Below are 14736 nucleotides of genomic sequence, written 5' to 3'. Positions count from 1 at the left end.
ATGGAAAAGGATTTACAGACAAGGGGGAGGATCTTCGATATCCAGCGGTATTCCATCCATGACGGGAACGGCATCCGAACCATCGTGTTCCTGAAAGGCTGCGTGCTGCGGTGCCGCTGGTGCTGCAATCCGGAGTCCCAGCGCTATGAAATCGAGACCATGACAGTGCAGGGCAAGCCGAAGACCATCGGTCAGGACGTGACGGTGGCGGAGGTGATGGAAACCGTGGAAAAGGACCGGCCCTATTACCGGCGGACCGGCGGCGGCCTGACCCTTTCCGGCGGCGAGAGCCTGTGCCAGCCGGATTTCGCGCTGGCGCTTCTGCGGACCGCCAAGCTGCGGGGGCTTACCACCGCGCTGGAGAGCATGGGCTGCGCCAAATATGAAGTGATTGCGAAGATTTTACCCTGGCTGGACCAGTATCTGCTGGACATCAAGCATATGAATCCCGCCAAGCATAAAGAATTTACCGGAAGCTCCAACGAGCTGATGCTGGAAAACGCGAAAAAGATCGCGGACAGCGGGCTGACGGAGCTGTCCATCCGGGTTCCGGTGATCCCCACCTTTAATGATACGCCGGAAGAGATCAGGGCCATTGCGCGGTATACCGCGGCCCTGAAGAATGTAAAACGCCTGCATCTTCTGCCTTACCATCGTTTGGGGCAGGACAAATATGAGGGACTGGGGAGAGAATATTCCATGAAAGAGATCCTGCCGCCGGGAAACGAACAGATGGAACGGCTGCTGGATGCGGCCAGATCGGCCGCCGGAGGCGTGGAATGCCAGATAGGAGGATGAGCGAATGGATTTTCAGGATATGACCGCCACCGGTGACAAGATGCGGATCGTACAGGAGCTGGTGCCGGGCAAACAGATCACCCTGGCCCATATTATCGCAGCGCCGGACGGAATTCTGTATCAGAAGCTGGGGCTGGACCCTTCCGTCGATTACAGCAAATCCGCCATCGGCATCATCACCATGAGCCCGGCGGAGACGGCGATCATCGGCGCGGATATCGCGGTAAAGGCTGCCGGCGTGGACCTCAGCTTTGTGGACCGGTTCAGCGGCACGCTGATTTTCACCGGCACGGTATCCGAAGTGGACGCCGCGGTGCGCGCCGTCTGTGCATACGCTCAGGAGACCCTTCACTTTACAGTCTGTGAAGTGACAAGGACATAAGCCATGAAAAAGATTGTACTCATGGGCAGGAGCGAAGCAGGCAAGACCACGCTGACCCAGGCGCTAAAAGGCGAGAAGATCCGCTATCATAAAACCCAGTATGTGAACTACTTTGATGTGATCATTGATACGCCCGGAGAATACGCCCAGACCAAAAACCTGGGATACGCTCTGGCGCTGTATTCCTATGAGGCGGACGTGGTGGGGCTTTTGATGTCCGCCACGGAACCCTACTCCCTGTATCCCCCCAACATCACCTGCATGGTGAACCGGGAGGTGGTGGGGATTGTGACAAAGATCGACGATCCCGGCGCTGATGTGGAGCGGGCTGACCGGTGGCTTAGGCTCACCGGCTGCAAAAAGATTTTCCATGTGAATTCCAAAACAGGAGAGGGCGTGGCTGAGATTCTGGATTATCTGCGGGAAGAAGGGGATGAAATGCCCTGGGAAGCCGAGAAAACTCAGGAAGCCACACAAGAAACAACATCAAACAACAAAAACTAGCGGAAAATTTCCGAAAAACACTCTAGAAACAACAGAAAGCCATTGACTTTCTGATGGTATTGCACTATAATAAAAACAGTCATGTGACATCCATTATTTCACATCTAATCAGGAGGATCAGTAATGAACGAGTACGAAATCAAAAAAGAGATTTGTGACATCGGCAAAAGAATTTACAACAAAGGCATGGTTGCGGCTAACGACGGCAATATTTCCGTAAAGCTGAACGACCACGAATTCCTGTGCACCCCCACCGGCGTGAGCAAGGGCTTCATGACGCCTGAGTACATCTGCAAGGTGGACGAGAACGGAAAGGTGCTGCAGGCAAACGGCAGCTTCCGCCCTTCTTCCGAGATTAAGATGCATATGAGAGTATACAGAGAGCGTCCCGATGTAAATGCTGTGGTACATGCTCATCCCATGTACGCTACCAGCTTTGCCATCGCAGGCATTCCGCTGACACAGCCTATCATGCCGGAAGCGGTGATCGCTCTGGGCTGCGTGCCCATCGCTGAGTACGGCACACCTTCCACAGAAGAAATTCCGGATGCAGTTTCCAAATATGTACAGCATTTCGATTCCGTTCTGCTGGCAAACCACGGCGCGCTGACCTTCTCCGACAGCCTGCTGAACGCATACTTCAAGATGGAATCCACTGAGTTCTACGCGCAGCTGCTGTACCAGGCAAAGCTTCTGGGCGGCCCCAAGGAGCTGTCTGAAGAGCAGGTTCAGAGACTGTACGAGATCCGCAGACAGTTCGGCCTGAAGGGCAAGCATCCCGCTGATCTCTGCCCCAACACCAAGGCCGGCAAGCCCAGCTGCCACAACTGCGGCGGAAACTGCAGCCATGCAGGAGCTTCTGAAAATGCTGATCTGGTCGCTTCCATCACAAAGAAGGTTATGGAGCAGCTGGGACTGTAATTGTCCCCCGGAAAGCAGAAGCGAGGAGGCATTGAAATGGCTGTAAACGAACAGCTGGTTCAGGACATTGTAAAAGAAGTGATGGCTAAAATGCAGCTTTCAGGAAATACTTCCGCAAAGCAGACGGGTATCTTCACTGATATGAATGAAGCCATCGCGGCGGCGAAGAAAGCGCAGGCTGTGCTGAAACGCATGTCCATGGATCAGAGAGAAAAGATTATCTCCAACATCCGTAAAAAAACAATGGAAAATGCCGAGACTCTGGCCCGCATGGGCGTGGAAGAGACCGGCATGGGCAATGTGCCCCATAAAATTTTAAAGCATCAGCTGCTGGCGGAGAAGACTCCCGGTACGGAGGATATCACTACCACAGCCTGGTCCGGGGACAGAGGCCTGACCCTGATTGAGATGGGCCCCTTCGGCGTGATCGGCGCCATTACCCCCTGCACCAACCCCAGCGAAACCATCCTGTGCAACAGCATCGGCATGATTGCCGGCGGCAACACGGTGGTGTTCAATCCCCATCCCGCGGCGATTAAGACCTCTAATTTTGCGGTATCCCTGGTAAATGAGGCTTCCGTAGAAGCAGGCGGCCCGGAAAATATCGCGGTATCCCTGGTGAAGCCCACTTTGGATTCCAGCAATATCATGATGAAACATAAGGATATTCCCCTGATCGCAGCTACCGGCGGGCCGGGCGTTGTGACAGCAGTGCTCTCCTCCGGAAAGAGAGGCATCGGCGCCGGCGCCGGCAATCCTCCCGCACTGGTGGACGAGACGGCGGATATCCGCAAAGCCGCTCAGGACATTGTGAACGGCTGTACATTTGACAACAACCTTCCCTGCATCGCGGAAAAAGAGATCGTGGCAGTGGACAGCGTGGCCGATGAGCTGATGTATTATATGACAACAGAACAGGGCTGCTATCTGGCTTCCAAAGAGGAGCAGGACAAACTGACGGCCACCGTGCTGACGGCCAAAGGCCTGAACCGCAAATGCGTGGGCCGGGACGCCAGGACGCTGCTGGGGATGATCGGCGTAAATGTTTCTTCCAACATCCGTTGTATCGTGTTTGAAGGAGCCAAGGAACATCCGCTGATTTCCGAGGAACTGATGATGCCCATTCTGGGCGTGGTGAGAGCAAAGGATTTTGACGACGCTGTGGAGCAGGCCGTATGGCTGGAACACGGCAACCGCCATTCCGCCCACATCCATTCCAAGAATATCGACCACATCACAAAATATGCAAAGGCAATCGACACCGCGATCCTGGTGAAGAACGCGCCGTCTTATGCGGCGCTGGGCTTTGGCGGAGAAGGCTTCTGTACCTTCACCATCGCCAGCCGTACCGGAGAGGGCCTGACCAGCGCCAGCACCTTCACCAAGAGAAGACGCTGCGTGATGTCAGACAGCCTGTGCATCCGGTAATGGAGGAAAGACAATGGATATGAACAATGTAAATATTGAAGAGATCGTAAAGCAGGTTCTGGCCGGAATGACCGGAGACAAGGCTGCGGCTCCTCAGGCGTCCGGGAACACAGCGGTGCCCAAGACAGCCCGCGTGGCCATGCTGACAGCCCTGGAGCATTACGATATTAAAGAGTATCCCATCCCGGAAGTAGGGGACGGGGACATTCTGGTAAAAGTAGAAGGCTGCGGCGTCTGCGGCACCGACGCCCATGAATTCAAGCGCGACCCGTTCAGCCTGATTCCCGTAGTGCTGGGCCATGAAGGCACCGGCGAGATCGTGAAGATGGGCAAGGATGTAAAAGCAGACAGCGCCGGCAAACCGCTGAAGGTTGGCGATAAGGTGGTTTCCTGTATGATTTTCAAGGATAATCCGGATATCACCATGTTTGACCTGAACAAGCAGAATGTGGGAGGCGCTGATGTTTACGGCCTTCTGCCGGATGACGACATCCACCTGAACGGATGGTTTTCCGATTACATCCTGATCCGCAAAGGTTCCACGATTTTCAACGTCAGTGATCTGGACCTGTATTCCAGAATCCTGATCGAGCCCTGCGCGGTTCTGATTCACGCAGTGGAGCGGGCCAAGACTACGGGCATTCTCCGGTTCAACAGCCGAGTGGCGGTACAGGGCTGCGGCCCCATCGGCCTGATCTGTATCGCGGTGCTTAGGACTATGGGCATCGAGAATATCACCGCAGTGGACGGCGAACAGAAACGGCTGGATTTTGCCAGGATGATGGGCGCGACTCAGACAGTGAACTTTAAGGAACATAAAGGGATTGAAGCGCTGGCAGGCGCTGTGGAGGCCAGCTTCGGCGGCCATCTGGCTGATTTTGCATTCCAGTGCACCGGTTCTCCGGTGGCCCACGCCAATATCTACAAATTTATCCGCAACGGCGGCGGACTTTGCGAGCTGGGCTTTTTTATCAACGGCGGCGACGCTACGATCAACCCTCATTTTGATATCTGCTCCAAGGAAATCACCACAGTGGGTTCCTGGGTATATACCCTGAGAGATTATGCCACGACCTTCGATTTCCTGAAGAGGGCGAAGGGGATCGGCCTTCCCATGGATAAGCTGATCACCCATACCTTCCCGCTGGACCAGATCAATGAGGCGCACAAGACCAATCTGGCAATGGAAGGCCTGAAGATTGCCATCATCAACCAGTAATCACGGCGAGGAGATTGTGCAATGGCAGAAGCAGTAGGCTTTTTGGAAGTATTTGGGCTGGTGGCTGCGTTTGCTGCGGGCGACGCAGGATGCAAAGCGGCCAATGTGCGGATGGAACCCTTCGACCGGAATAAGCCGGCCAACGCGGATTCCCTTCCGGTGCCCCTTCTGGTAACTGTAAAATTCCGGGGAAGCGTGTCCGACGTGCGCGCGGCTCTGGACGCGGGAGCCGAGGCGGCCAGGAAAATATCCGGCATCGTAGCAGTTCATGAAATTGCAAGCCCCACAGAGGACACAGAAAAAATGCTCCGTCTGAACGGCTTGGATAAAAACTAAAAACATTTTATGGAGGATAATATTATGTCACAGCAGGCATTGGGAATGGTAGAAACAAGAGGTCTGACAGCAGCAATCGAGGCTGCCGATGCAATGATTAAGTCCGCAGAGGTGACTCTGGTGGGTACAGAAAAGATCGGTTCCGGTCTGGTAACTGTTATGGTCCGCGGAGATGTGGGAGCTGTGAAGGCTGCGACAGAAGCAGGCTCCGCAGCAGCCAGCAGACTGGGCGAGCTGGTAGCGGTTCATGTGATTCCCCGCCCCCACAACGATGTGGAGAAGATCCTGCCTACCATCTAATAAACGTGAATGGAGCGAAGCGCAATGGGTAATGCGTATGGTTTTATAGAGATCAGCGGTGTGACCGCGGCGATTGACGCGCTGGATCTGATGTGCAAGACAGCCCAGGTGGAGCTTGTGACCTGGGAGCGGAAGCTGGGCGGCCGTCTGGTAACACTGGTGGTACAGGGTGATGTCTCGTCTGTTACCCAGGCGGTGGAAACCGCGGTGGAAAAAGCCATCAAAAAGCCGGTGGCCTATACGGTCATTGCCAGCCCTCACGAGGAAACTGTCAAAATGGTGCAGCTCAGCGCCAGCCGGTTGAAGAAATAGGCGGTGATACCAATGGAAGAAAAAGAGATAAAGGCTCCGGCGAAAGCGCCGAGGTCAAGAGTATCCAAAGCAAAAGCAACAGCTGAAAATACAGCTGCTGAAGTTAAAAATAACGAACTTAAGGTCACTCAGAAGGAGGAGAAAATTATGGCACAGGAAGCATTGGGAATGGTGGAAACCAGAGGTCTGGTAGCAGCGATTGAAGCAGCAGATTCCATGCTGAAAGCAGCAAATGTAACTCTGATCGGCACAGAGAAGATCGGTTCCGGTCTGGTAAGCGTAATGGTCCGCGGCGACGTGGGCGCTGTAAAGGCTGCCGTGGAAGCAGGCGCTTCTAACGCGAGCAGACTGGGCGAGCTGGTAGCGACTCATGTAATTCCTCGTCCTCATAACGATGTGGAGAAGATTCTGCCTGAACTGAAATAATGAAAAAGATCAGCTTAGCGGAGGCGTCCCGACGGGGCGCTTCCGGGCCCTGAGCCCTAAAAGGCCTCAGGCGCGGCGTGGGAATCTTAAGAAAAGCGGGTGAAACGAGTGGAAGACAATCAGAATATCGCATTGATTACCAGGATGGTCCTGGAAGCCATCGAGTCTCAGAAAAAGCAGAGCGACGGCTATGTAGTTCCGATCGGCGTTTCCGCCAGGCATGTTCATCTGACCCAGGAACATGTGGAGCAGTTATTCGGAAAGGGTTATCAATTAACAAAGAAAAAAGAGCTGATGGGCGGGCAGTTTGCCTCCAACGAGACAGTGACTATTGTCGGCCTGAAGCTTCGCGCAATAGAGAATGTACGGGTGCTGGGCCCTGTGAGAAAACAGTCCCAGGTGGAAATTTCCGCCACAGACGCCATTAAACTGGGCGTGAAAGCGCCGATCCGGGAGTCTGGCAAGCTGGCAGGCAGCGCGCCTGTGGCAGTGGTGGGCCCCAGAGGCGTGGTGTATCTGGAGGAGGGCTGCATCATCGCCCAGCGCCATATCCACATGTCTCCTGCAGACGCACTGGCGGCAGGGGTGCACGACGGAGACATTGTATCCGTGAAAGCGGATAATGAGCGCGGAACAATCTTCAATCATGTAAAAATCCGCGTGGATGATAGTTTCACCCTGGAGATGCATATCGATACAGACGAGGCCAATGCGGCGAAGATCGCCACTGGCCAGACGGTGAGCATTCTCCGGAACTGAAGTACCGGCGGCTGGAGGAAGGATAAATGATAATTGGAAAAGTGACGGGGAGCGTTGTCTCCACCAGAAAGAATGACAATTTGATCGGCAATAAATTTATGATTGTGGAACCTGTCCCCAGTTTTCATAACGGTACGCGGATTGTGGCAATCGACAATATCGGCGCAGGCATCGGCGAGTATGTGCTGATCGCCCAGGGCAGCGCGGCCAGGATCGGCTGCGGCGTTCCCGACGCGCCGGTGGACGCCGCGATTGTGGGAATTATTGATGACGGAACAGGACTGGAGTAAGCGGCTATGGAAATGAAAGAATTGAGTGCAATCCTGCAGCAGCACGGTATCTGCGGCGCGGGCGGCGCGGGTTTTCCCACTTATGCCAAGCTGGACTCCAGGGTGAAGACAATTATCATGAACTGCGCGGAGTGCGAGCCGCTGCTGAAGCTGCACCGCCAGCTGCTCAGAGAGAAAACTGCGGAGATTCTTCACGCTTTCCATGTGCTGGAGGAGGCTGTGGGCGCAGAGGAATCTATTGTGGCGGTGAAACGTTCCTATGCCAAAACAGTGGCAGCGGTGGAATCCGAGATCGGGGCCTATCCTGATATGCGGCTGAAGCTTCTGCGGGAGGTATATCCGGCGGGAGACGAAGTGGTTCTGATTTATGAGTCCACCGGCAAGGTGGTTCAGCCCGGAGGTCTGCCCATCGATATCGGAGTGGCTGTATTCAATGTGGAAACAGTTTATAACCTGGCCCAGGCCCTGAAACAGGATGTTCCTGTGACAGATAAGCTGGTCAGCGTGGTAGCTGAGGTGAACCATCCTGTGACAGTCCGGGTGCCGCTGGGAGTTACTGTCGGCGACGTGGTGCAGCTGGCAGGCGGGGCGACCTGCAAAGATCCTGCCTATATCATGGGCGGGCCGATGATGGGAAATCTGGTATCAGAAAATGATCTGATCACCAAAACTTCCAACGCCATCATTGTGCTGCCGTCAGACCACTATGTGATACAGCGGAAAAAAGGGAATACAAAAATTGAGCTGATGCGGGCCGCGGCTTCCTGCTGCCAGTGCCAGATGTGTACAGATCTCTGCCCAAGATATCTGCTGGGCCATCCCAGCCATCCGCATCTGTTCATGCGGGCGGCCACCTGTAAGGACGTTCAGGACCCGGGGATTTTCCTGGATACCCTGTATTGTTCTTCCTGCGGCCTTTGCTCCATGTATTCCTGCCCCCAGGGACTGGCTCCCGCGGCGCTGCTGACAGAATATAAGAGCGGCCTGAGGGCTGCGGGAATCCGTCCGGAGAAGAGGGAAGCCGGAGCGGTGACAGAACACCGGCAGCTGCGAAGGGTTCCGGTGGAGAGGCTGATGAAGAGGATGTGCCTGACCCACTATAACGTGCCTGCTCCGCTGAAAAATGAGCCGGTGCATGCGGATCATGTGAAGCTCCTGATGCGGCAGCATATCGGCGCGCCTGCCTGTCCTGTGGTAAAAGCAGGGGATATGGTGGAAGCCGGGCAGATGGTGGCGGAGCCGGGGAAAGGACTGAGCCTTCCGGTTCATGCTTCTATTTCGGGAAGTGTGACTGATGTGACGGATTCCTACATAATAATAAATGCGAATCAGAAAGGACGTGCACAATGAGTAGAGCGATCGGCATGGTAGAATATAAGACGGTTTCGGCTGGCGTGGAAGCGGCCGACGCCATGGCGAAAACTGCAGATATCGATATTGTAGAGGCTTCTGTTGTATGTCCTGGTAAATATATTGTATTGATTACGGGAGACCTGAGCGCGGTGAAAGCCAGCGTGGACCGGGCCAGAGTGCAGTATGAGCGTTTCCTGATTGACAGTTTTGTGTTGGGCAACCCTCACGAAAGCATTCTTCCGGCAATTTATGGGGCCACCCATATCGGCGAGCTGAACGCCCTGGGAATTATGGAAACGTATTCTGCTCCTTCCATCATTGTGGCTGCGGATGTGGCGGCGAAAACAGCGATTGTTGATCTGATCGAAGTCCGTGTGGCCCGTGGAATGTGCGGAAAGTCCTATGTGATGCTCACCGGGGAAATCGCGGCGGTGGACGCGGCGATCCAGGCAGCCAAGCAGACCATTGAAGAGAGCGGGATGTATCTGGATTCCTCAGTGATCGCCCATCCTGATAAAAAAATCTGCAATAAAATTGTTTGATCTGAGGGGCCGCCCCAGTCAGCAGACGTCTCTGTCGGCCTGTTCCGGTGTTAGGGAACAGGTGGAAAGCGGCGGCGCGCTGTCTGGGGCTGTTTTTTCATTTCATAGGAAACCGCGCTCCCTATGAAACAAAATCCTCCGGGAGGATGCGCACTACGACAGAGTTTTGACAAAACAGGAATTATATGCTAGGATAGCTGAAAAGGAGAGTACCATGCTTGCAATAGAGAGAAGAAATATGATTCTGGAATCCCTGCAGAGGGACGGGCGTGTGGTAGTCAGCGAACTGAGCCAGCACTATGGCGTTTCCGAAGAAACCATACGCCGGGATCTGGACAGGCTGGAAAAGGACGGATTTGCGATAAAGACCTACGGCGGTGCGGTGATCAATGAAAATAATAATGTTGACCTGCCCTTCACGATCAGGAAAAACGCCAATATTGCCGCAAAACAAAAAATAGCCGAGCTGTTGGCGGAACAAATTCACGACGGGGATCATATTATGTTGGATGCCAGCTCTACTGCGGTCTTTGTGGCGAGAAGCATTAAAAATAAAAAAAATATTACGCTGATCACAAATTCAGTGGAGATCCTGGTGGAACTGGCGGATGTGGTGGGCTGGCGGATTTTTTCCACCGGCGGTTCACTGCGGGAAGGTTCTCTGGCTTTGGTGGGCCCTCAGGCGGAGCGGATGCTGGCGTCCTTCCATGTGGATATGGCTGTGATATCCTGCAAGGGGATTGATGAAATCAGAGGATTTTCAGAATCCAACGAAATGCACGCCCAGACAAAGAAGTGCATGCTGGAGTCGGCTTTCCAAAAGGTGCTGGCCATAGACAGCACAAAATTCGATAAAATATCTTTTACACAGATCGGCAGCCTCAAAGACCTGACGGCGGTGGTCACAGATAAAGAACCAGAAGAGCGGTGGAAACAGATTTTCACTGCGGCCGGGGTCAGCTGCAGGTATCCGGAAGGGGTTGTGGAGAAAGAGGAGGAGTAACAGAGAAAGAGGTGCTTATGGGGAAGAAAATGCTGATGATTGTGAACCCGCATTCCGGAAAGGCTCAGATTAAGAACCAGCTGCTGGGCATCCTGGATACGTTCTGCAAGGTGGGGTATGAAGTGACGGTCCAGGTCACCCAGTATCCGGGCCAGGCCAGCGAAATTACCGCGGATCAGGCGGAGGCCTATGATATGGTGGTATTGAGCGGCGGGGACGGCACGCTGAACGAAGTGCTGTGCGGCCTGATGAAATGCCAAAAAAGGCCTGTACTTGGCTATATCCCTTCCGGGTCCACAAATGATTTTGCTTCTACCCTGAAGCTGCCTAAAAACATGCAGGAAGCTGCCAGGATTGTGGCGGGAGGCCGGGAGTTTCTTTGTGATATCGGTAAATTTGGCATGCAGCATTTTGTCTATGTGGCGGCCTTCGGCGCCTTTACAGAAGTTTCTTATACCACTCCACAGCAGACGAAAAATGTTCTGGGGCATCCGGCATATATTCTGGAGGGGGCAAAGCGGCTGGATTCCATTAAGCCCCATCACATGAAAGTGATTTCCGGGGAGCTGGTGATAGAAGACGATTTTCTGTACGGGATGGTGAGCAACGCCACCTCAGTGGCGGGATTTAAAGGGCTGACAGGGGATAACGTCCAGCTGGATGACGGCCTTTTCGAGGTGACCCTGGTGAAGGACCCTCAAAACCCTTTGGAAATGCCTGCGCTGCTCACGGCTCTGACCATGCGGAAGCTGGATTCCCCATATTTTTATCATTTCCAGACCGGCCATCTGAAAGTAGAAGCGGAGAAGCCTGTGAAATGGGTGCTGGACGGAGAATTCGGCGGAAATCTGAAAGATGTGGAAATAGAAAATATCCCCGGCGCTTTCCAGATTATGGTAGGAGAAAAATAGCTAAAAATGTCGGAACTACTTTACATTTGACGAAGAATATGATAATATTATAGTCTGTGCAGGTACATGTCGGATGATGGCAAAGAAAGGATGACGTTCAGTGGAGAAGGAAACATTAAAGGAAAGTCTTGGTAAATTAGTCGAAATCGGCGTTAGCAAGAACCGGACACTGGATTTGAATGACATCAATGATTTCTTTGTGGGCGTGTCATTGACTCCGGAAGAATGGGAGTATGTCTATCAGTATCTTGAGGACAAGAAAATAGATGTTCTCCGCGTGCTGGGGGACGAGATGACACCTGACGAGAGCATGCTGCTGGATAAAGAGATTCTGGATTTTGCAGATGAGGAAGAGGAAGAAGAGATTGACCTGGATGCCATTGATTTGCTGGAAGGCATCGGCACGGAAGACCCTGTGCGGATGTACCTGAAGGAGATCGGCACGGTCCCGCTGTTATCAGCAGAAGAAGAACTTCGTCTTGCAAAACTGAAATCCGAAGGGGATGTGGCAGCAAAGGACCGTCTGATCGAAGCGAACCTCCGGCTGGTGGTCAGCATTGCAAAGCGCTACACAGGGCGCGGCATGAGCTTTCTGGATTTGGTTCAGGAAGGAAATCTCGGGCTGATCAAGGGAGTTGAGAAATTCGATTATACAAAAGGTTATAAGCTGAGCACCTATGCAACCTGGTGGATCAGGCAGTCTGTCACCAGAGCGCTGGCGGATCAGGCCAGAACGATCCGTGTTCCGGTGCATATGGTGGAGACGATTAACAAGATGTCAAAGATGCAGCGAAAGCTGACGCTGGAGCTGGGATATGAGCCTTCGGTAGGGGAACTGGCGGAGGCGCTTGAGATGAGCGAAGACAAGGTGATGGAGATCATGCAGATCGCCAGGGAGCCCGCTTCGCTGGAGACGCCTATCGGTGAGGAAGACGATTCCAATCTGGGAGACTTTGTGGCGGATAACAATGCGGTAACGCCGGAAGGCAATGTGGAATCCGTAATGCTGAGGGAGCACATTGATACGCTGCTGCAGGATCTGAAGGACCGGGAGAAGCAGGTGATCGTGCTTCGGTTCGGGCTGGAGGACGGCCATCCCCGTACGCTGGAAGAGGTGGGCAGGGAGTTCAATGTCACCCGGGAACGGATCAGGCAGATTGAGGCCAAGGCGCTGCGCAAGCTGAGGAATCCCGTCCGCAGCAAGAGAATCAGAGATTTTTTATAATCCCGTACATAACATGAGGAGGGCTGCAGGAGCAGTCCTCCCGTTTTGTCTGGAAGTTCAGGAAAGTGAGGGCGCATGGAACAGAAAATCAATTACCAGAAAAAGATGGAACAGGAATTGGACATGCTGGCGGCAGAGGGAAAGATTCCCAGGCTGCTGCTGCATAGCTGCTGCGCGCCCTGCAGCAGCTATGTGCTGGAATATCTGTCCTCATATTTTGATATCACCATATTTTATTACAATCCCAATATCACAGAGGAAGAGGAGTACCGCAAACGGGCGGCGGAGCAGCAGCGGCTGATCCGTGAAATGCCCCTGGCCCGTCCGGCCGGTTTCCTGGAAGGAAATTATGAGCCGGAGGCGTTTTACGCGATGGCAAAGGGGCTGGAGGAGATCCCGGAAGGCGGGGCCCGGTGTTTCGGCTGCTACAGGCTGCGTCTGGAAGCTGCGGCACAGGCGGCCTCCGCAGGAGGCTTCGACTATTTTACCACAACCCTGTCAATCAGCCCTATGAAGAACGCTGCCAGGCTGAATGAAATTGGAAAAGAGCTGGCAGAAATTTACGGCACGCCCTACCTCTTCTCTGATTTTAAAAAGCGCGGAGGATACCAGCGGTCCATTCAGCTTTCCGCGGAATACGGGCTTTACCGGCAGAATTATTGTGGATGTGAGTTTTCTAAAAACAGGATTGTATGAGTTTTTGTGCAAAATGTTCAAATAAAGACTTTACAGAGATTGGAAATCAGAGTAAAATAAAATCAAAGCGGGGTTTGTCCCCCGGAGAGACACAGGAGGTATAATAATGAAAGTTTTAGTGATTAACTGCGGTAGTTCTTCTTTGAAGTATCAGCTGATTGACTCAGAGACAGAGGAAGTTCTGGCAAAAGGTTTGTGTGAGCGTATCGGGATCGACGGCCGTCTGACCCATAAGCCGGAAGGCAAGGATAAAGTGGTAATTGACGCAGCGATGCCCACCCATACAGCAGCTGTCAGCCTGGTGCTCAAGGAGCTGACAGACAAGGAGAACGGCGTGATTTCTTCCCTGGATGAGATCGGCGCAGTGGGGCACCGCGTAGTGCATGGGGGAGAAAAATTTGCCTGTTCCACACTTCTGACAGACGAGGTGCTGAAAGCCATTGAGGAATGCAACGACCTGGCGCCTCTTCATAACCCCGCAAACCTGATCGGCATTAATGCCTGCAAAGAGCTGATGCCCGGCGTGCCTATGGTAGGCGTATTCGACACTGCTTTCCACCAGACAATGCCCAAAAAGGCTTATCTCTACGGTCTGCCTTATGAATATTATACAAAATATGGCGTGAGACGCTACGGTTTCCATGGGACCAGCCACAGCTTTGTATCCAAGAGAGCCATTGAGCTGCTGGGCGGCAAAGCAGAGGGTACCAGGATTGTAGTCTGCCATCTGGGCAACGGCGCGTCCGTATGCGCGGTGAAGGACGGCAAATCCATCGATACCTCCATGGGCCTGACTCCTCTGGAAGGCCTTGTGATGGGAACCAGAAGCGGAGATATTGATCCCGCGATCATTGAATTTATCGCTCAGAAGGAAAATCTGACCCTGTCTGAGGTGATGAATGTGTTGAATAAGAAGTCCGGCGTGGAAGGGCTGTCCGGCATCGGCAGCGATTTCCGCGATCTGGAAAACGCGGCAAATGAAGGAAATGAGCAGGCCAGAACCACACAGGAAGTATTTTCCTACCGCGTAGCGAAATATGTGGGCGCATACGCTGCCGCAATGGGCGGAGTGGACGCTGTCGTGTTTACGGCCGGCATCGGTGAAAACGATTCCGTGATCCGCAAGCTGGTAGGGGAGCACCTTGCTTTCCTGGGTATTAAGATTGATGATGAAAAGAATAACTGCCGCGGCGTAGAGAGAATTATCTCCACGGATGATTCAAAAGCGCTGGCAATTCTGATTCCCACCAATGAAGAACTGGCAATCGCCAGAGAGACAGTTGCGCTGGTAAAATAAATTGTAAAGATATTTAAGAGGCACAGGATTTTAG

At 53.3% G+C, this 14736-nt stretch carries 19 protein-coding genes; all 19 read left to right on the top strand.

Going from position 1 to position 14736, the window contains the following annotated elements:
- The 19 genes from EV209_RS00750 to EV209_RS00660 all read left to right on the top strand — a co-directional run bounded on the left by EV209_RS00750 (position 1) and on the right by EV209_RS00660 (position 14702).
- Positions 1–798: a glycyl-radical enzyme activating protein gene (locus EV209_RS00750; RefSeq protein ID WP_130434091.1), complete on the top strand. Its 798-nt coding sequence runs from the start codon at positions 1–3 to the stop codon at positions 796–798.
- A 4-nt stretch (positions 799–802) separates the two neighbouring features.
- Positions 803–1180 (top strand): BMC domain-containing protein, encoded by a 378-nt coding sequence (locus tag EV209_RS00745; protein ID WP_130432087.1) that lies wholly within the window; start codon positions 803–805, stop codon positions 1178–1180.
- A 3-nt stretch (positions 1181–1183) separates the two neighbouring features.
- A complete protein-coding gene (locus EV209_RS00740) occupies positions 1184–1684 on the top strand; it encodes a EutP/PduV family microcompartment system protein (RefSeq protein ID WP_130432085.1) in 501 nt (166 codons plus the stop codon).
- A 123-nt stretch (positions 1685–1807) separates the two neighbouring features.
- The gene (locus tag EV209_RS00735; RefSeq protein ID WP_130432083.1) at positions 1808–2605 is read left to right on the top strand and encodes a class II aldolase/adducin family protein; all 798 of its coding nucleotides are present in this window, start codon (positions 1808–1810) and stop codon (positions 2603–2605) included.
- A gap of 36 nt (positions 2606–2641) precedes the next feature.
- On the top strand, positions 2642–4033 hold the full coding sequence (locus EV209_RS00730; RefSeq protein WP_130432081.1) for an aldehyde dehydrogenase family protein: 1392 nt from the start codon (positions 2642–2644) through the stop codon (positions 4031–4033).
- A 13-nt stretch (positions 4034–4046) separates the two neighbouring features.
- Entirely contained in the window at positions 4047–5252 is a 1206-nt protein-coding gene (locus EV209_RS00725; protein WP_130432079.1) for a zinc-binding dehydrogenase, read from the top strand.
- Positions 5253–5273: 21 nt separating this feature from the next.
- Complete coding sequence (locus tag EV209_RS00720; RefSeq protein WP_130432077.1) at positions 5274–5588, top strand: BMC domain-containing protein; 315 nt, start codon at positions 5274–5276, stop codon at positions 5586–5588.
- A 24-nt stretch (positions 5589–5612) separates the two neighbouring features.
- Complete coding sequence (pduA, locus tag EV209_RS00715; protein WP_130432075.1) at positions 5613–5888, top strand: propanediol utilization microcompartment protein PduA; 276 nt, start codon at positions 5613–5615, stop codon at positions 5886–5888.
- A gap of 24 nt (positions 5889–5912) precedes the next feature.
- Positions 5913–6200: a BMC domain-containing protein gene (locus EV209_RS00710; RefSeq protein ID WP_130432073.1), complete on the top strand. Its 288-nt coding sequence runs from the start codon at positions 5913–5915 to the stop codon at positions 6198–6200.
- Between the two features lie 147 nt (positions 6201–6347).
- Positions 6348–6626, top strand: coding sequence for a BMC domain-containing protein (locus EV209_RS00705; protein WP_130434088.1), 279 nt, complete (start codon positions 6348–6350; stop codon positions 6624–6626).
- Positions 6627–6770: 144 nt separating this feature from the next.
- Positions 6771–7385 (top strand): phosphate propanoyltransferase, encoded by a 615-nt coding sequence (locus EV209_RS00700; RefSeq protein WP_130434086.1) that lies wholly within the window; start codon positions 6771–6773, stop codon positions 7383–7385.
- Between the two features lie 26 nt (positions 7386–7411).
- Complete coding sequence (locus EV209_RS00695) at positions 7412–7675, top strand: EutN/CcmL family microcompartment protein (protein ID WP_130432071.1); 264 nt, start codon at positions 7412–7414, stop codon at positions 7673–7675.
- 6 nt (positions 7676–7681) lie between these two features.
- On the top strand, positions 7682–9025 hold the full coding sequence (locus EV209_RS00690; protein ID WP_130432069.1) for a 4Fe-4S dicluster domain-containing protein: 1344 nt from the start codon (positions 7682–7684) through the stop codon (positions 9023–9025).
- Positions 9022–9570 carry a BMC domain-containing protein gene (locus EV209_RS00685; RefSeq protein ID WP_130432067.1) on the top strand — a complete coding sequence of 183 codons (549 nt, stop codon included), beginning with the start codon at positions 9022–9024 and terminating at the stop codon, positions 9568–9570. The genes EV209_RS00690 and EV209_RS00685 overlap by 4 nt, the downstream gene beginning before the upstream one ends.
- Before the next feature lie 214 nt (positions 9571–9784).
- Positions 9785–10573 (top strand): DeoR/GlpR family DNA-binding transcription regulator, encoded by a 789-nt coding sequence (locus EV209_RS00680; protein WP_130432065.1) that lies wholly within the window; start codon positions 9785–9787, stop codon positions 10571–10573.
- A gap of 17 nt (positions 10574–10590) precedes the next feature.
- Entirely contained in the window at positions 10591–11484 is an 894-nt protein-coding gene (locus tag EV209_RS00675) for a diacylglycerol/lipid kinase family protein (protein ID WP_130432063.1), read from the top strand.
- A gap of 100 nt (positions 11485–11584) precedes the next feature.
- On the top strand, positions 11585–12709 hold the full coding sequence (rpoD, locus tag EV209_RS00670) for an RNA polymerase sigma factor RpoD (RefSeq protein WP_130432061.1): 1125 nt from the start codon (positions 11585–11587) through the stop codon (positions 12707–12709).
- Between the two features lie 75 nt (positions 12710–12784).
- Entirely contained in the window at positions 12785–13405 is a 621-nt protein-coding gene (locus tag EV209_RS00665; RefSeq protein ID WP_130432059.1) for an epoxyqueuosine reductase QueH, read from the top strand.
- Positions 13406–13511: 106 nt separating this feature from the next.
- Entirely contained in the window at positions 13512–14702 is a 1191-nt protein-coding gene (locus EV209_RS00660; protein ID WP_130432057.1) for an acetate/propionate family kinase, read from the top strand.
- Positions 14703–14736: the final 34 nt, after the last annotated feature.

The organism is Cuneatibacter caecimuris, from assembly GCF_004216775.1.
GTDB classification, from domain to species: Bacteria; Bacillota; Clostridia; order Lachnospirales; family Lachnospiraceae; genus Cuneatibacter; species Cuneatibacter caecimuris.
The sequence above is the reverse complement of the archived record's forward strand: the minus strand, read 5'-3'. Positions and strand labels throughout refer to the sequence as shown.